Annotated in this window: 10 protein-coding genes; 5 read left to right on the top strand and 5 right to left on the bottom strand. The window is 57.7% G+C overall.

The genetic code is table 11. The features are described 5' to 3' along the window. Positions 1–125 precede the first annotated feature (125 nt). From SOP95_RS03505 to SOP95_RS03485, 5 genes are all read left to right on the top strand, one after another. Positions 126–1,247, top strand: a complete 1,122-nt coding sequence (locus SOP95_RS03505) for a sugar diacid recognition domain-containing protein (RefSeq protein WP_323606132.1) — start codon at positions 126–128, stop codon at positions 1,245–1,247. 231 nt (positions 1,248–1,478) lie between these two features. Next, on the top strand, positions 1,479–2,621 hold the full coding sequence (locus tag SOP95_RS03500; RefSeq protein ID WP_323606131.1) for a glycerate kinase: 1,143 nt from the start codon (positions 1,479–1,481) through the stop codon (positions 2,619–2,621). A 264-nt stretch (positions 2,622–2,885) separates the two neighbouring features. Continuing rightward, complete coding sequence (locus SOP95_RS03495; protein WP_323606129.1) at positions 2,886–4,892, top strand: hypothetical protein; 2,007 nt, start codon at positions 2,886–2,888, stop codon at positions 4,890–4,892. 230 nt (positions 4,893–5,122) lie between these two features. Then, positions 5,123–7,333 carry an autotransporter outer membrane beta-barrel domain-containing protein gene (locus SOP95_RS03490; RefSeq protein WP_323606128.1) on the top strand — a complete coding sequence of 737 codons (2,211 nt, stop codon included), beginning with the start codon at positions 5,123–5,125 and terminating at the stop codon, positions 7,331–7,333. Between the two features lie 125 nt (positions 7,334–7,458). Continuing rightward, a complete protein-coding gene (locus SOP95_RS03485) occupies positions 7,459–8,931 on the top strand; it encodes a hypothetical protein (protein ID WP_323606126.1) in 1,473 nt (490 codons plus the stop codon). Positions 8,932–8,982: 51 nt separating this feature from the next. On the opposite strand, the gene SOP95_RS03480 is transcribed toward SOP95_RS03485, so the two are convergent. From SOP95_RS03480 to SOP95_RS03460, 5 genes are all read right to left on the bottom strand, one after another. Beyond that, positions 8,983–10,164 (bottom strand): fimbrial protein, encoded by a 1,182-nt coding sequence (locus tag SOP95_RS03480; RefSeq protein ID WP_323606125.1) that lies wholly within the window; start codon positions 10,162–10,164, stop codon positions 8,983–8,985. After that, complete coding sequence (locus tag SOP95_RS03475; RefSeq protein ID WP_323606123.1) at positions 10,155–12,668, bottom strand: fimbria/pilus outer membrane usher protein; 2,514 nt, start codon at positions 12,666–12,668, stop codon at positions 10,155–10,157. The genes SOP95_RS03480 and SOP95_RS03475 overlap by 10 nt, the downstream gene beginning before the upstream one ends. Positions 12,669–12,687: 19 nt before the next feature. Continuing rightward, on the bottom strand, positions 12,688–13,443 hold the full coding sequence (locus SOP95_RS03470) for a fimbrial biogenesis chaperone (RefSeq protein WP_323606121.1): 756 nt from the start codon (positions 13,441–13,443) through the stop codon (positions 12,688–12,690). 79 nt (positions 13,444–13,522) lie between these two features. Next, on the bottom strand, positions 13,523–14,074 hold the full coding sequence (locus SOP95_RS03465) for a fimbrial protein (RefSeq protein WP_323606120.1): 552 nt from the start codon (positions 14,072–14,074) through the stop codon (positions 13,523–13,525). Between the two features lie 283 nt (positions 14,075–14,357). Next, the coding region (locus SOP95_RS03460; protein ID WP_323606118.1) for an RHS repeat-associated core domain-containing protein at positions 14,358–18,488 on the bottom strand (4,131 nt) is incomplete at its 5' end.

Raw genomic sequence — 18,488 nt, 5'->3', positions numbered from 1 at the left:
GGAAGGGCTCAAACAAATACCAGAACCCGCCTGTGGATCAAACTGATTTATCGAACACGGTGCAGCAAAAATGTGGGAGATTCTCTGGAACTACCTGTCCCATCACGCTTTTCAGGATTACCGCTATGTTCGAACTCGATCACGACCTGGCCCAGGACATCGTCGACCGGGCGATGGCCATCCTGCCGTACAACGTCAACGTCATGGACAGCCAGGGCCTGATCCTCGGCAGCGGCGAACCGGAGCGGGTCAACACCCGGCATGAAGGCGCGCAACTGGTGCTGGCCAACAGTCGCGTGGTCGAGATCGATGCGCAGACCGCGATCCACCTCAAAGGCGTGCAGCCGGGCATCAACCTGCCGCTGATGCTCGACCAGCGCTTGATCGGCGTGCTGGGCATCACCGGCGAACCCGAGCAATTGCGCACCTACGCCGAACTGGTGCGCATGACCGCCGAGATGCTGGTGGGCCAGCGCAACCAGCAGGCCGAGCAGCAATGGCGGCGCCAGCGTTGCGATGACTTGCTGGCGCTGTTGCTCAGCGAGGCCGGCAGTTCGCCACGGCTGATCGACGAGGCGCAACAGCTGGGGCTCAAGCCGCAGATGACGCGGGTGCCATACCTGTTCGAACTGGGCACGGAGCACGGTCCTGGGCACACCGTCGAGGCGCTCAGCGCCTGGCTGATGTCGCGCTATCCGGATAGCTGGTGCGTGAGTCCGGCCAAGTCGTCGTTGCTGTGGTGCAGGCCTGCCAGCCAGAGCGTCGAAAATGATCGGCTGCTGGAGAAACTCGATGGCCTGGGCTGGAACATTCTGCGCATCGCCGTGGGCGGGCAGGCCGATGGCTTGCTGGGGTTGCGCCGCTGCTATCGTCGGGTCGGTGACTTGCTTGCCTACGGGCGCGAGGTGTTGCCGCAGTCGCGCTTGTTGACCCTTGATCGCTACCGATTGCCGGTGATGCTCTGGCGTCATCGCAACGACGATGCGCTGGACGAGCTGCTCAACCCGTTGCGCCAGGTCATCGCCAGGGACAATAACGGCCAACTGCTGGCGACCCTGCGCAGCTGGTGTGAACACGATGGGCAAAGCCAGGCCTGTGCCGACGCCTTGGGCATTCACCGCAACAGCCTGCGCTATCGGATGGAGCGCATTGCCGAACTCAGCGGCGTAGATCCACTGAAGCTGGACGGCATGCTCGCGCTCTACCTCGGCGTGCAACTGCTCCCCCAAACCGAAGCCCTCCCGTAAAGAAACGACCAGCCCCCGTAGGAGCGAGCTTGCTCGCGATGGACGTTAACGATAACGCGTAATACCTGGATAAACGCGACGCCCTTGAATCCTTCGCGAGCAAGCTCGCTCCTACAGTAGGCAGCGGGTTTGTGTGAATGAACAATAATCCTCAGTGCCGCTTGTGCAGCAGCCCGGCGTTATTGTTCCGGCCGGCTGGCAGGATGAGCGCATTGGAACTGGAGAACGCCCATGAAAATCGTCATCGCCCCCGATTCGTTCAAAGACAGTCTCAGCGCACAAGGCGTAGCCGATGCCATTGCCCTGGGTTTGGCCGAAGTCTGGCCCGATGCACAATTGATCAAATGCCCAATGGCCGACGGCGGGGAAGGGACGGTCGAGTCAGTGCTCGCGGCATGCGATGGCGAGCTGCGCCGAACCGACGTTCGCGGGCCACTGGGCGAAACGGTCAATGCCGCCTGGGGATGGTTGCCCCATAACCACACCGCGATCATCGAAATGGCCGAGGCCAGTGGTTTGCAGTTGGTCCCTCTGGCTCAGCGCGATGCCTGCATCAGCAGCACCTTCGGCACCGGCGAGTTGATTCGTGCGGCACTGGATGCGGGTGCGCAGCGGGTGATCCTGGCCATCGGCGGCAGCGCCACCAACGACGCCGGCGCAGGCGCCATGCAAGCCTTGGGCGTGAAGCTGCTCGATGCACAGGGCCAGCAATTGCAACCCGGTGGTCTGGCGCTGGCGCAGGTGGCCCGCATTGATCTGACCGGCATCGATCCGCGTCTGGCCGAAGTGCGCTTCGACATTGCAGCGGACGTGAACAATCCACTCTGCGGTCCTCACGGAGCCTCCGCCATTTTTGGCCCGCAAAAAGGCGCAACGACTGCACAGGTCGAACAGCTGGACCGAGCCCTCGGGCACTTTGCCAATCACTGCGCAAACGCCTTGGCACAAGACGTACGCGACGAACCGGGCAGCGGTGCGGCGGGCGGCCTTGGGTTTGCCGCCAAGGCGTTTCTCGGGGCGCAATTCATGGCAGGGGTTGAAGTGGTGGCGGAGCTGGTGGGTCTGGCCGAGGCGGTGGTGGGTGCCGATCTGGTGATCACCGGTGAAGGTCGTTTCGATGCGCAAACATTGCGCGGCAAGACACCGTTTGGTGTTGCCCGCATCGCTCAAGAACAGGGCGTTGCGGTCATCGTCATCGCCGGCACACTGGGTGAAGGCTACCAGGCGTTGTACGAACATGGCATCGACGCCGCGTTCGCTTTGACGAGCGGGCCAATGACACTGGAGCAGGCGTGTACCGAGGCTCCGCGTTTGTTGCGTGAACGGGCGACAGACATTGCTCGGGTCTGGCGGACGGCTACCGGCCAGCGCTGACTCAACCTGTGGCGACCGGTCGTTATCTAACTTGAACGTGCTTGGGTATCGCCGGTTGTCACGGTTTTGCAGATCCCTGTATTAATCCCCACCTGTCAACTTTGACAGTTTCGCTTTTTCTCTCATCAGCGCTTAATTCGCCCAGAGGTCAGTTCGGCCAGCTGTATGGCGAGAGTCATCCGCTTATCCGCAGCCCCCATGTTGTCGACCGACGCAGCGCCATAGCACCGTCTATGGCATCAATGGCATGGCCGGAGAGCGTAAATGACGACGCAAACAAACAAACTGCAACGACATCAGGCCAACGCGGCCTACTTAAAAAAGCGCACTGAGCATCAGGCGAACCTTGCCGATCTGGTGATTGAGATCAAGGATGAGGATTATGCCGACAAGGCGAGCGGCCTTCTCAACGGTCCCAGGCTAAAGGATGGGCTAAAAGTTTACATTCCGCTGTGGGAAAATCTGCCCCCGCCGCGTATCAGTGACAAAGTCGAACTTTTTCTGGATACCGGATCGGGGCGGTGGGATAAGGTCGCTGAACACGAGTTCACTCGCCCGGCTGACGGAGGGCCTTTTCCGGAAACCTTCCCGTATCTCATGACAATCGATACCAATTTTCTGCCGGATGATGCGACGTGCCGCCTGCAGTACGTCATTACCGATTACACCAATTACGAAACTCCTTCAGTAGTGACCACGGTGATTTGCGATCGCTTGCCGCCGTACAAGCACGCGCCGCCCGACGCATTGAAACTGATTGCCGATTATCTGGATGATTCCAACTTGCCGGTAGGGGGCAACCTGACACTTACGCTCCCCGGTTATGTGGATTGGAAAGCCACCGATAAGCTTGCCATTTACCTGGTGGATGCCGCAGAGATTCCTGACGATCCGACAAACGCCCCGTTGGTGTTCTTCGGCACTGTTCCTTCGCCCGGTGTGACCGATACACCGGTGCAGATCCCTGCCAAGACGATCCGGGACTTCGGTGATGCGGAATGCGTATTTCTTTATGTGTTGCTTGATGCGGCACAAAACCCCAGTGCAGTGTCGGTGCATAAAACCGTCGGCCTGACCTTCGGTCCGCTTCCCGATAATTTGAGACCACCGAAAGTTCCACAAGCTGTCCCCGGGCCGTTGGTGAACGAGCATGTTCGGGTGGGCGTGAGTGCCTGGATCGATATGTACGATAACTGGAAAGCCGGTGACAAGGTTCGTTTGCATTGGGGCAGCACTCGCGTACAGCCGGATCTCGACTTTCTCAACATGCTCACCATGGAAGTTAAGGTGTTACCTGCCGTCCTGATGTTGCAAGAATACGGACAAGCCACCACCGGTATCAAACCGACCGCGGTCAGTTATCAGATTATTCGCAAGGGGCGCCCGTTCGGTCCGCAATCCGCCAACTTTCCAGTCAACTTCGAAGTGCCCATTCCATGGGTGCCTTGGCCTCCCATCGACTGGCCTGATCCTGTTCATCCGGCCCTGCCCGCAGGAGAAGTCAAGAACTTCGACGAGAGCAGAACCAATGAGCTGACGAGGGACGACAAGGGGCATGACGCTAAATTCACGTTCCCCTGGTTCGCCACTGCACACAACGATGATGTCGTCGACGTTTTCTGGAATGGGCTGCGGGTCGTCGAGGCGCAGGTCATTTTTGACGATACAACCCACGTTCCTGGTGAAGATCACATCGCTGACATCCCCTGGAAATACATCAAGGCGGGAAACAACGGTGATGCCATTCCTGTGCACTATCAGGTCCACAGACCCGGTGTGGAAAATGATCTGCATTCAGAGGCTATCGAGGTTGACGTCGACGCGGTAGCGGTTGAACTGCCCCCCGCGAGCTTCCCGAAAATTCCCAATCCCACTGGGTATCCGGGTTGCCAGTCGCTGGAACCTGATGGATCGCTGAAGGTTCGGATACCCGACTTGACGGGGCTTCTGAAGGACGGAGATACCATCAGCTTCGAGTTCATCCCCATGATAGGCGACGATCTTACAAGCCCCGAGGTGCCGATTCCAGATGTGAAATTCGAGAAGGATTTTACATTGGGAGATCCGGGGTTGCCCCTCACCGGTTTCGAATTTGTTGTCACGCCTTACAGCACTTATATCCAACCACTTTATGACCAGAATCCAAATCGCAGGGGGCGCGCCAAGATCCATTATTTCTTCAATGACGGAACGGAAGATGTCTTCTCCGAGCCGTTAGTCACCCGTACGGCGTTCCATGGTCCGAGCGATCAGTGCCCGATTACCCCTTAGTTACACCTCCAGAGTCGACACAGACGTTTTCCGTCCGTGTCGAGTTCTGTTTCAAACAGCGCTTATGCACTGGGCACCTAGTTACCAGGGAGAATTCCCGCGCTCATTCGGATAAGTCCTACATCTCGGATGTAGGAAATTTCATAGGATCGCGGGCCCTTCAGACACAGATCTGAAAGATTCCGCTAGATGGTGATTTTGCCTATAGCCAACAGACTCAGGAGAGACCCATGTACGTCAGCCATTCTTTTTCAGTGTCACCGCTTGCACGGATGCTAAAGCTTTCGATACTGGCGCCGGCGCTGTTGATGGGGCCGTGTGCGCTGGCGCAATCGGTGGTTGAAAATGGTAGTTCAAAGACGATCAATGCCGAGACAGTTGGAGACAGTTGGCTGGTGCGTGACGGTTCAAGCCTGACGGCCAATGGCGCTACCACCCATCAGATTCGCGCGCAGGCGGGATCAAGTCTTGTGCTCAACGGCGCAACTACAACTGCTTTAGGTACAAGCAATGGCGTTGAGTTGTCCAACAGTGATGCAACCATTACCAATAGTCGTGTCGTCAGCGATCGCACGGGCTTGCGCCTGATAGCGACGGCAGTCGGTGGGTCCACCGCGAGGGTCGGCAACAGCCAGATCACCGGCGGCCAGTTTGGTGCAAGCCTGAGCGCACAATCGCGCTTGACGCTGGACTCCGGCACCACCGTTACCGCCACCAATGCCGATGGCATCGGCGTACAGACTTTCGGCGGCCAGGTCCTGGCAACGGGCAGCAAGATCGTCGGCGGGCTCCATGGTGTCAGCGTGTTCACCGCCAACAACCTGCCCGCGGACAATGCGCTGGTTCTCGATAGTACCCATGTCGAAGGCCTGAGCGGGTCGGCCATCATTGTCGATGGCCTGACCCAGACCAACACCGAGCGGGCCAATATTGAAGTGAACAACGGCTCCACGCTCAAGGGCGGCAACGGCACGCTACTGGAGGTCATCAACGGTTCTTCGGCGAACTTCAACGTCAATAACAGTCACCTGGTGGGCGATGTCATTGTGGCGGATGACAGCAATGCCAGCGTCGCACTCGACCAGTCTGCAACCCTGACCGGGCGCCTGGAAAACGTCCAGAACCTGTCGATCAGCAACGATGCTCGCTGGGTCATGGTCGGTGACGGTCAAGTGCAGAACCTGACGTTGAATGGCGGGGGTGTGCAGTTCGGCAATCCGGGCCAGTTCTTCAATCTGTCGGTGGAAACGCTCGCGGGCGAGGGCGGGACCTTCTACATGCACAACAATTTCACCACGGGTGAAGTGGATACCCTCACCGTGACCGGCAATGCCAGTGGCAACCATCTGGTCGCGCTCGATAGCCAGGGTACTGAGCCGGTGGGGGCAGGTTCGAAGTCCGTGGTCCATATCGGTTCGGGTGACGCCACCTTCGCCCTGGCCGGAGGCTCCGTGGATCTGGGCGCATTTTCCTATGACTTGATCCAACAGGGTAACAACGACTGGGTCCTGGACACCGCCAGCCGTGTGATCAGCCCGGGTACCCAATCGGTGATGGCGCTGTTCAATGCCGCGCCCACCGTCTGGTACGGCGAACTCAGCACCCTGCGTTCGCGCATGGGCGAAGTGCGAATGGATCACGGCAAGGCCGGTGGCTGGATCCGTGCCTATGGCAACAACAACGTCAGTGAAAGTTCCGGGGTTGCCTACAAGCAAACCCAGCAGGGCATTTCGTTGGGTGCCGATGCGCCGCTGCCCATGGGCGATGGGCGATGGCTGGTCGGCCTGTTGGGCGGTTACAGCAAGTCCGACCTGGACCTGAGCCATGGCACGACTGGCGAAGTCGACAGTTACTACCTGGGTGCCTACACCACGTGGCTGGATATGCAGAGCGGCTATTACTTCGACGGCGTGCTCAAGTACAACCGGTTCCAGAATGAATCAACGGTTCGTCTCAGTGACGGCCAAAAAACCAAAGGCAATTACGACACCAACGGCATCGGTGCATCGCTGGAGTTCGGGCGAAACATCAAATTGGCGGATGACTACTACGTCGAGCCTTATGCTCAACTGTCGGGCGTGATGATCGATGGCGCGAGTTACGACCTGGATAACGGCCTGGCCGCCGACGGGGATCGTGCGCATTCGTTGTTGGGTAAAGCCGGCGCGACTGTCGGTCGCAATTTCACCTGGGCCGAAGGCAAGACGGTACAGCCGTATTTGCGCGCCGCCTATGTCCACGAGTTCGCCAAAAACAGTGACATTGAGGTCAACGACAACCGTTTCCGCAGCGACCTGTCGGGATCTCGCGGCGAGTTGGGCGCGGGCGTGGCCATGACGGTGACTGACAAGGTTGCCATGCACCTGGACGTTGATTACAGCAATGGCGACAAGATCGAGCAGCCTTGGGGCATCAATGTGGGTGCCCGCTACAGCTGGTAACTGGCTGGCTTGATTTCTTCGAACCCTTGGCGTTGCACCAGCAGATCAATGTTCTTTTCATGACGCCAGCAAGGGAAGCCGGATTCCGGTTTCCCTTGCTGGCTTTAATTCGAGGAGTTCTGTTCATGGTCCAGTTCAAAGGTACCGGTTTTTCCAGCACTACGTTACCACCGCCTGAGATTGTCGGCTTGCTCCCGAATGTGCCAGGTGGTCAAACCAATCTGTTGCCGGAGGCATTGACCCATGCCGATCTGAAGGTCTGGTTTACAGTGCCGCTAAACTCCAGCCCCGAACTGGCGGAGGAAACCGTTGAGCTGTTCGTTGATGGTAGCGTCACTGCGTTGGTCACCCGTAAGTGGAACAAGCCCATTGAGGACTCGGACCGGTATCTTGCAGTGCCCCAAGCCTGGTTGCGCAGTAACGATGGGGAACGCCGGTTCAAATACAAGGTGACGATTTACAATGACGAAACAGAAGAATCATCCGATCTGGTGATGACGCTGGATACCCAGGCACCGATGCTGCCCACCAATAGCAAGTTGATCTTTCCTCCCGAAGTTCTCCCCCCCAACCAGATCACCGCTGCCTATCTCGCCGACCCCGCTCACCAGGACCAGGTAGTGGTAACACTCCCCGATTACAGCCCAAAAGTCGGGGATGCCATCACCACGTACTGGGAGCGCTCCCCGGGTGGACGGGAGATAGCCGGTACCAGGACCCTCGAGCCGGGTGACATAGGCAAGCCCGTGCAAGTCTTTTTCAAGGGCGACTTGCTGCGTAACAGCACCAATAATGTGGATTATTACGCGACCTATCGGGTGCGCGACAGAGCCGGTAGTGAGTCGACCCTCTCCGTTGACGAGAAACTGAGCGTCAATATCCGCCCACCCACCCCGCGCAAGTTCCCCACCATCAAGCAGGCGACCAATTCGCAAAACGGCACGGGCGTGTTGAATCCTTTCCTGGGTATATCAGGTGTGACTGTGGTGGTGGCTGGCTCGGAAGTCGATCCGGGTGAAGAGGTGACGGTGGACTTTATCGGCCTGGGCGGAGAGGGGGGTATAGGTTCTGCAATGGGGGTAAAGCCGACCACGCCGGGCGGCCTGGAGTTCGCCATTACCGCGTCGGTCGTCGCGGCCAACATTCCCGTGGGGGGAGATGGACGCACGTCAGAGGTGAGCTACCGCGCCGGACGCGACATCCAGCCCTCGGCGAAATATACGCTGGCCATCACCGAGCTCGGCGGACAGACGTTTGGTTCGGTGGGCTGCCCCGAGGCGCAGATCGGTTCACCGGCGACACTCTCCAGGAACAAGGTTGAACAGTCCGGTGCAACCATAGAGATGGAGAAATGGGCGTACCATGAGGACACCCATCTCATAAACGTGTGGGCAGTGGCGTCCAGCGTTCGAAAAGATTTCCTCGAGGGTGCACCCACACCTCTCAATGCCAACCGAAAATTCACCACGCCATTGCCCAAGGACTATGTAGCGGCACTGCCCCTCAACAGCACGTTTACCCTGCACGCCAGTGTCAGCTTTGATCAGGGGCAGAGTTATCGTGCCTTCAAACCGATGTCGATCAAGCTGGTCACCTAGTCGACCCTCTCCACTGGCTTCCCGGCAGGCCCCCCTGCCGGGCGAACAGATCTATTTATAGGTAATGGTAAACGCCAGCGACCCATCCGCGGAACCGGCCACGACATCCTTCGTGGGCGCGGTCTGATAGTAGCGAGCGTTGAACTTCAACTGCATGCCGCCGGTGACCGGAATGACGCCTTGGGCGACATCAGCCTCCAGTTCGACAGGGGTTTGGGCATCATCTTTGAGTATCTGAATGCCAATACCTTTTGCGGTGGAACTGCCGCCCAGGCTAAACAAACCCCTTCTAGTGTCAACTGTCGTCGAGCCCGCGGTGGGCTCCAGGCGAATGTGCGCGGTCGTCACTGTGCCGCCCGGCAGCGGGTCGGATATGCACGAGTTCAAATTGATGCTGAACGGCACCGGATCGGTGGTTTCGCCTTCGCCCTTGAACCGTGAGGTTGGCCAGTCTCCCAGCTTGACGGGGTCGGCGCTCACCGGAAGGGCCGACAGGCTGCACTCCGCCTGGGTGACGGAGCCGCTCAGCGCAAGGCCGAAGGCATTGGGAACACCGGTGAACGAGGCCTTGACCAGTTCGTTTCCTGACTCCAGCGTGTGCGTGCCTCGCCCGATCGTCGCGGTCTTGACCAACGTGACAGTGCCTTGCAACACAGAGTGCTGCAGGACAAAGGGGGTGCTGAAATCGATGTAGCCCTCGAAGGGGACTGTTCTGTCGGGGCCGCTCAGTTTCCAGAATCCGTTGGTGCGGCCATCGTAGGGAGTGCCGAACGTGATCTGGGCGCCGACTCCGGGAATGTTGGTCTGCAGCAACGTGCCTCGCATGTCCATGCCATTCAATCTGGGGATTGGCCCGGATACTGGCGCGGCATTGGCCGAAGCCTTGAACGTCAGTCGCCCGTCTGTGTTTTCGCAGTGGATCGTTAACCCTGAGCCACCTTGCCTGAATGATCTCTCAATCGGGCCTATCGGATCACCGACCTTGGCATCTCTGGGAATGTACAGTGCACCCACATCGGCCACATACCGAATAGGCCCCGAAGCGCCCCCCCAGTAACAGGTATTGGAGGCGGCATACGCGGCACCGAACGGCGTCAGTCCGCTGGCGGCGAGCGTGAACAGAACGCCCGGAAATAATCTGATCGACATGCTGTGTTCTATCCTGGCAAAAACAGCTCGACGCACCACGGGGTGCATCGAGCATGAGTGAACGAAGCGTTGGGTCAGCGGCAAGTCAGGTCCTGGACCCGATAACCTTGCTCCAGCGGCATGCTCGGGACATCGAGCTGCAACTGGCACTGCTCGGTGGAGGCGTTGCCCCAGCGCACATTCAGGACTTGCCGGGCATCGACAGTCCCCAGCAGTACCTGCCCGGCCTGGCCGACTATCCCGAGTACTTCCTCATCGTTGTTGCTGACCTGGGCCCCAAAGGGCAAAGGTGCGCCCTGGCTGTCACGGGTGGTCAGCACCAGCCTTTGTACCTTGCGTGCGGGGAATGTGGCCTTGACTACTGCACCGCGACGCGGAACCACCTGGGTCACGCCGTTATCGATCTCTATGTTCGGATCGAGCTGGTCGGTATCGAGGACTACCCGGTTGACCCGATAGGGTTGCAGGTAGGGGATCAGCGCATAACCACGGTCATTGGTCCTGGCGCTCGAGGCGTTGATCACCCCAACGCCGGCGATGTCCGGCACATGGGCCAGGCCACTGGTTTCACCCATATAGGGGCCGAACTCAAGGCCGTCGCCGTGGAGCAGCAGCGCACCGCTGGCGTTGAGCGAAACATTGTTGTAAGTGCTGCCTTGAGCGATACCCGCGCCCAGGCTGGCAACGGGTGTCTGGTAGGCCAGCGCCAGTTCAGCGGATTTCTGCTGGCTTTCATTGTTGGACAGGGACGCTCGATAGTTGAGTCGATCTCCCTCGCCCCGGCCAGACAAAGACGCGCGTTGATCGAGCTGGCCATGGTTTTGCCTCAGGTCGAAGGTGGCGGTGGTCGAGCGGCCGAAGTCCAGCGGCACCGAGATACTCAGGCCGATCTGGCGGTCGTTGGATTGTTTTTCATTAAGTGATTGTGATGCGTACAGGTTATAGCTGACGGTGTTGTGGCGGGTGCTGAGATTGAACTGGAATTGGCGCTGCTGATAATCGGTGCGCCAGTAGTCTTCCTGGGACAGTGTCAGGTTCAGCGAACTGTGGGTCCCGATGTTCTGGAACACCGAGGCCTCCAGCAGGCTGCGTCGACTTCCGCGATAACGCTGGTCGGCGCTGCGCTCGCGCACCGCTTCGCTGAAATCGCGATAACCCTCGGTGGAGTAGCGATAACCGGCAAAGCGCAAGTTGGTCCGGGTTTCGAATGACTTGCCGTATTTCGCCGCGTAGCTCATGCCCTGGACGCTGCGGCTGCTGTCATGGGGGTCGATATCGGCTGCGGAGCGCGTGACGTCGAACGAGAGTGCGCCGATCGCGCCGAGATTCTTGCCGATACCGAAGGTGCCGGCCTGATAGAAGTCATTGGCCATCAACCCGCCGTACAGGGTTGAGTTCCACCCCACGCCGGTGGCGAGAGTGCCTTGCCATAAAGAGGAGTCATCGCTGGCAAACGACGGGGAGTTATAACGCCCCAGGCTGGTGCTGTAGCGCCAGACGCCTTCGCGCAGCAGGTTGCTGAGGGTTGAATAGGGTTGGGTGAAACGTCGCACCTGGCCATCGGCTTCGGTCAGGATGATTTCCAGTTCACCGCTGCCACCGGCGGTCGTCAGGTCGTTGATCTCATAGGGACCGGCACTGACATAGGTGGAATATATGGGGTAACCGTTCTGGCGGATCTCGAGCCTGGCCCGGGTCTGCGCAACGCCTCGAACGATCGGCGCATACTGTTGCAGCGAGTCGGGCAACATGCTCATGTCGGAAGCAATTTGCACGCCCTTGATGGGAATGCTCCAGAATACATCGCCAGGGGTGTAGGTCTCGCCCAGTGTCAACTGCGAGTGTGTACCGGGAAGATCGCGCTGGACATAGGTATAGGCGCGCGTCCATGTGCGTTCGCCCTGTGAGTCGCTACGAAAGGCATTGTTGCTGCGCAAGCGCCAGGCGCCCAGATTCAGGCCGCTGTTCAAGTACAGGTCCTGGCTGCTGTTGTGGCCTGACGAATTTCGACCCTGTTGCGCCGATACCTGATAGTTCACAAAGGCCGAATTGATGCCATAGTCCCACAATTGCGGATCGACATAACCGGCAACATCGCGACGCATGGCAATCTGCGGGATGGAGAGCGCCAGCGTCAGCTGACCGGCATTGAACTCGATTTGCGCACCGGGAATCAGCTGCTGCAGATCGATGCAACTGTTCAGCGAGGCCTCAGTCTCCTCCAGGCTGTCGAGTTTTACGCCGATCTCCTCGATCAATTGCAGCGACAGGCAGGGGGAGAGTCCATCGCCTTGGGCATGGGGGCTGAACTCGATTTCCCGGCGGTCAAAGAAGGTGCGATTGACCTCGATACTCACCAGGTAACGTCCGGGCGCCAGATCCTGGCCACTGGACAGTGTTTTCAAGGCCAGCGCACCGGCATCGCTCGCATGGTTTTGCAGTTGGCGCATGAAGGTTGACTGAAACTCCACCGGGTTGGCGGCCTGGGCCGGCTTGGTTTGCAGCAATACAATGCCGCCGCCGGTGAATACCAGAAGGTGAAACAGACGCTGCGCGCAAGTCGAACTCTGGTGCGGGAAGAAAGGCATGGTGATAGTCCGCGCAATGTTAAAGATCAAGGCCGACGGGCACGGTCATGGGGGTCGTAAAGCCGCCGTAGTCGGTGATCGCGGAAAAACTGACCTGCATTCCCGGCACAGGCTTCAAGCCGTCCAGCTCATAGGTGCTGGAGTCCAGGGGAAGTGCCATCGGAGTGTCTTTGAGGCTGACTTTCTGCCCGTTTGCAAGGAGTTCAATGCGTACGAAAGACACGTGAAAGGGCGTGGGATTGGTCACCACCAGACGGCTTTTGCCGTCGATTGTTTTTATTGACCAGTTCAACTCTTTCAGGCTGTCCAGCGCATTGGTCTTGAGTTCCACAGGTCGGTAGAACAACTTGATGCGCGTGCGCAATGCGATATTCAACTGGTTGGCTTCATTGGCTTCCAGTTGCGGTATTTCCTGAACGTTGAAATAAAACAGCGATTCGCGGTCTTTGGGCAACTTGTTGGGCAAGCCGTTGATCTGCACCTGCTGTTCTTTACCGGCGTTTAAGCGAAACAGCGGCGGTGACGCGATAAAAGGCACGGCAGTGGTCTGGTCGTCGGCTGCGGTATTCACCCAGGTCTGCACGGCGAAGGGTTTGTTGCTGGGATTGGAAACAGTCAACGAAACATTGCGCTTGTCGCTGTCGAACACGACTCGCGTGCTGCTGATGGTTAACGCCCCGTAACTAGTTGGCAACCATGTAATAAGGGCGCCAAACAACACGCAAGACAGTGCGCCGCTCCTGACTTGGGCAGGACGTTTAATCAAGCCAAACATAGTAAAAAAATCCCTGTGTCGAGGAATCGTTCTCGAACAGCAGGCGGTGAACCTGCTGTTTTAAAACGCAGGAGCGTGATCAGTTGATGCTGAGGGTGAACTCGACATCAGAATCGGCGGGGCCCGGGGTTACTGTCGCCGCAGTGGCGATGTACATGGCGGTGAAGTCCATGAGGGTCGGTTTGGTTTCGTCAAGTTTGTAGACGGTGGAGGTCTCGCCATTCTTGATGAAACCACCGGTAACGTCCTTGATCGCCACGGCAATGCCCCTCGCGGGGTTGCCGGTCGGCTTCAGGCCGTAATGATCACCACCACCGCCGTACACCGAGTTGAATGTCACGGTGGCGTTAAGTTTGGTAGGGTCCAGGACGCAAGCGGTGCCCGGTGTAATGCGCATCTGAAAGGCCCGTTCGCCGGCAACGGCGCCGACGCTCGGGAAGGCGCTGGAATCAACCCAGCCCAGGGAAACCAGGTTGCCCACGGCACCGTTTTCCGGGTTGACGATTTCAACGGGGCAGGTGGCGCTGCTGATCTTGCCGGTGAAGTTGATCCGGCCATCGGCCGCGAAGGCCGAAGTGGCCGCCAGGCCCAGTGCCAGGCCTAACGGAAGTGCGAATAGAGATTTCTTCATGTAACAAATCCTTTGATTGATTTAATCCGGCGTTTATTTAACGAGACGGTGCCGGGATACTCACGATCGATGCGAGTGGGGGTAGTTGAGTTGTCTCGGAGGCGGGAGTTTAGAGGGTAGGGGGGGAGGGAGATATGAGATAACTCTCAGTTCTGAGTCAGGTTCGCGCAGAGTGGCAGGGCAAATAAGTCAAGAAAATGTTCGGTTGGGGGCGAATCTGTTTTGTATAAAGGCAAACTATAAAGCCCCGAGGCAATTTCGATTGCGCCCGGGGCAATCCTGTTTATGTAGATAAAGATGTGTGCATAAGTTGTTGGAGCTCTTTGTTAACCCGTCCTCCCGATGGGAGTGTTGTATCTACCTTTCTGACATTTGAAGTTTCTTGAATTACATTGGTAACGTTGGGACTCCCAGCCTCAGGTACAGGTGGGGATGGCGAACGAGGTGGAGTTGGACTTGGAGTTGTAGTCTTGGATGACGCTGGACTCCAGCCCTCAGTTGAAGATCCCGAAGAGGTACCACCGCCCTCTGAAGCAATTGAACCTGCTCTCGAGTTTACTGTTGCACCATCCCCCGTGGAACCTCGACGGGCAGTAAATAATTGCATGTCATCAGTTATTGAGCTTCTACTGGAGCCCGAAACCACAGATCCCCGACCCGAAGCCGCTTCAACCCCATTATCAACTACGCTGCCGGAAGCACGATCGACAGTACCCTGTGCTGCCTTTAGCTCGTTTACGTCAGTAACACTGCGATGTATAAGCCCATTTGTCAGGGCCGCATCGGTCGCACTTTTTTGCGTCTTCCGGACCATATTGATTGCCCTTAAAAAGAGCAAGGCGTTCACCGCCAGATCTATACCACCGCCAATCATCGCTTGTTTACCACTGGCTTCCCGATCCTCCGCTTTTACTGCCGTCGTCGCCTTTAACCCTTGGTCGATGTTCATGATTGCGAATATTAAGCTTAGAAGCTCCAGCATTATGGTAAAAAAGATTGCGAACGGCCCCGTAGGCGCCGCCAAAATCGCTGCCCAAATCGACATTGCCAGGGCACCCGCGGTCATCGTGATCCCACTGGCGCCCTCCCAGTTGACCCCCCGATTGTAGTGTCCAGTCGGGTCGACTTTGTTGATCGGATCGCTGGAGCAATACACATAGGGGTTTATCCCGCCAGCTTCGAACGGGCTGAGTGAATCCGGGCTATGGAACCGCATCAACGTCGGGTTGTAAGCCCGGTGAGCCCGTCCCAACAAATACCAGCCGCTGAGTTCGTCGCGGACTTCGCCGTTGAACCCGAGCAAGCATTGCAGTTCATCGTCCGGATTACGTTCACCGTAGGCGTTGTACACGGCTTTGCGCAGGGTACTCTGACCATTTTCCTGGCCACTTTCTGCCAATACGCTGTTTTTGCCATCGGCCATCAGCAGCAGGGTTTTCTCAGGAGCGTCTTGCTCCTGTTGGCCCAGGGGCTGATCGACGAGATACAGGTAGTGGATTTTTCGGTCGTTCTGTTCCGTACTGCTCAAGCGTTCGTTCTGATAAAAACGCAAGGTTTCGGCCTGGGCGCCACGGGTGACACCCAGCAAATGGTTGTGTGCATCGTATCGGTACTGGCTGACGACTCTGCCATCGGTGCCCGTAACGCTCATTAGTCGTCCCTGGCTGTCATAATTCAAGGTCTGGCCGTACTGATCGTGCAACAGATGGCCATCCTCGTCGTAGTCCAGTTGAAAGCTGGGCGGATAGGCGGCATGAGTGTGTTGCACTTCGATGAGCTGGCAAGGATCGTCGAGCGAGAAAGTACTTTGGGCTTCATCAAAGCTTCCATCGACAAAAAAGGTGTACAGCGTTTGGACATTGTCGAGCGCGTCGTAGATAAAGGACTGCTCACGGATCTCGTTACCGTAATGATCTTTGGGTGGCTTGGTGCCCTCGCAGTTGTACTGGACCATTCGACCGCGCATGTCATAGTCGAAGGTCTCCCGCAGTTCAGTGACGCTGCCCACCTGCAGGTGACGAGTCTTCAGTTTGCTGTCGGCACGATAGTCCTGGGTGATGGTCTGCGCCGGGTGACCATCCAGTGCCATATGCCGGGTGATTTCCCGGCCCAGATCATCGAAAGTCAGGGTGGTGACAAGTTTTTGCCGGGCGTGGTGATTGACGGTGGTAATGACGTGCGCACGTCCCAAGGCGTCGTAGTCGAAAGTGGACAGTAGATGACCCTGGCTGATCTGTTTGACCCTGGCCTGGTCGTCATAAGCATGACTACAGATCAACCCGTCGACAGTCAGGCGGGTTATCGGTCGTCCGTTCAGGGTGTGGGTATAACGGGTTTCCCACTCTTTGCCAGAATGTTGATCCTTCCAGGATTCCCTGCGCAGTTGTCCGTTATAGCTGTAGTCGAAACGATGCTCGCCCTGTGTGTTCTGCGAACGGGTGATCTGGGCGCTCTTGCTATCGTAGTTGAAGGAAGACTGCTCATCCGGCGCGGCGCTGCTCACCGGAGTGTTTACCAGCTCCGGGCTGTATTCGTAAGTGATCGTCTTGTTACTGGCGGTGATCATTTTGGATACACGGGACGATCCGCCCTGATACTCGAACTGCTGAAGCCGTGGCCCGACTTTCAATGCGGTTCGACGGCCAAGTCCATCGTAGCGCTGGATGCCCACCGTGGTGGTCGTTTGGCTATCGGTAACCTTCAGTTCGACCGGCAAATCACCGGGACTGTGGGACGCATAGGTACGATGGATTACGATAGAGTCGGGCAGGGTGGTGGTCTGCAGGCGGGAAAACAAGTCGTAGTCAAAACGCGTTGAATCGCCCATTTCGTTGATTTGTTCAACGCAGGCGCCCAGACCGTCATACAGGAATTGGCGTTCGCTGAGGACATTCCCTTGGGCATCCAGTGCCTGCGTCCGGTCTTCTTTGCCAAACGAGTTGAGAAATCTACGGCCTCTGCCGCTGATTTCTACCTGCGGCCCGGGGCTTTCGGCCCAGGTAAGAATGCGCTGACGGGACGGATCGATCTCAGTGACGTGCGCCACACCATCGGGTCCAATGACTTTGTATTGCTCACCCCAGACGTCGTACTCGAAAGTGCTGGTCAGGTGGACATCTTTTGGGCCTTCCCAATCAGTCATGGTTTCGCTGATCAACTGGCCAAGGTTATTGAACATTGCCTTGTAGGTTTGCCGGTATGCCTGCGGATCGCCACCCAGCGCATCGGCATCACGCCGGGTGATCTTGATTACCCGGTTATGGCCGTCCAGCCAACTGACGGTTTCGACGCCATTGACGTCCTTTACCGTCTGCGTCGCTTGCTGGCCGACCCCACCATTGGTGAGGGTATAGGTAAAATAGCGGCTGGCTTTGTAGTCTTTGGAATTGGGTGACACGGTTTCGATGATGGTACGGCCGAGCTTATCGTGTTGATAGTGGGTTTCGAGGTCGTCACCATCGTTAACGAGCCATTTGGCACCGTTGAACAGGTTGTGTTCCTGAGTGACGACTTTGCGTACCGGTCTGATCGGTGTGTCATCAACGCCGATCATGGTACTGACGGTGCGCAGCGCCATTGCGTTGGCACGGGCGTTAAGCGCGAGGCTATAGCTGTAAGTCGTGGTATTGAGCGTTGATGCCTGACCAGAGAACGTCTGCAGTGTCTTGTTCATCAGCCCGTGTTGTTGAGGGTTTGACGGGTCGTTGATGTATTCATGGGCAATGCATCGCAATTGCGTCTGAACGCGGCCGCCGACTAGCTGCGACAGGGTTTCGTCGCGCAATGCCAACCACGGCCCGTGACCTGTCAGGCCCGGCTGTTCGCTGTAGCGATAATGGGTTATCAACTCCGGGGCCTTGCCGTGTCGGGAGGGGGCAGGGGTCACGGTCTTGCTTTTGAGATTTCGCACAAACCCCTGAGGGTCGGGCGGGCAGCCCACCTCACCTTGCGCCTGGTACCACTCGTAGGTTTCGGTCACGCCGTCGGCGTTGACCTGGGTCAGCAAGTTGCCGAAGTCGTCGTAGGTGGTGGTTACGATTTCCTCGTGGCGTGGATTAGTGGTATTGAGCTCACGCCAGGTGCGGGTCACGGTTTTCGGCAGCTGGCAATAGGGCGGCTGGTCTTTGAACTCCAGGCCCGGGACCAGATGGTATTGGTTCTCGGTCACCAAAAGAGTGTGGTCTTTCGTGGGGTCAGTGCTGTACTGGGTCGTTGCCTCCCTGATCAGCAGATGAAAGCAGTTGAACACCCGTTCGGTTTCATTCACTGCCTTTGCGATAGTGGAGTCCCAAATTGTTTCACGAGTTGTGTACTCATAGTTGAGCGGGGCGTTGTAGAGGTTGTCCAGGCCGTCGTCGCGGAAGGTTTGGCCGCTGCCATTGCCCAGGAAGTTGTAGCCACCCTTGTCGTACGC

This window comes from Pseudomonas sp. YuFO8 (assembly GCF_035065025.1).
In the GTDB taxonomy this organism is placed as follows: Bacteria; Pseudomonadota; Gammaproteobacteria; order Pseudomonadales; family Pseudomonadaceae; genus Aquipseudomonas; species Aquipseudomonas putida_AE.
The sequence above is the reverse complement of the archived record's forward strand: the minus strand, read 5'-3'. Positions and strand labels throughout refer to the sequence as shown.

Coding starts and splice junctions, on each gene's coding strand:
- SOP95_RS03505 (WP_323606132.1), top strand. CDS start 126: ATGTTCGAACTCGATCACGACCTGGCCCAGGACATCGTCGACCGGGCG.
- SOP95_RS03500 (WP_323606131.1), top strand. CDS start 1,479: ATGAAAATCGTCATCGCCCCCGATTCGTTCAAAGACAGTCTCAGCGCA.
- SOP95_RS03495 (WP_323606129.1), top strand. CDS start 2,886: ATGACGACGCAAACAAACAAACTGCAACGACATCAGGCCAACGCGGCC.
- SOP95_RS03490 (WP_323606128.1), top strand. CDS start 5,123: ATGTACGTCAGCCATTCTTTTTCAGTGTCACCGCTTGCACGGATGCTA.
- SOP95_RS03485 (WP_323606126.1), top strand. CDS start 7,459: ATGGTCCAGTTCAAAGGTACCGGTTTTTCCAGCACTACGTTACCACCG.
- SOP95_RS03475 (WP_323606123.1), bottom strand. CDS start 12,668: ATGCCTTTCTTCCCGCACCAGAGTTCGACTTGCGCGCAGCGTCTGTTT.
- SOP95_RS03470 (WP_323606121.1), bottom strand. CDS start 13,443: ATGTTTGGCTTGATTAAACGTCCTGCCCAAGTCAGGAGCGGCGCACTG.
- SOP95_RS03465 (WP_323606120.1), bottom strand. CDS start 14,074: ATGAAGAAATCTCTATTCGCACTTCCGTTAGGCCTGGCACTGGGCCTG.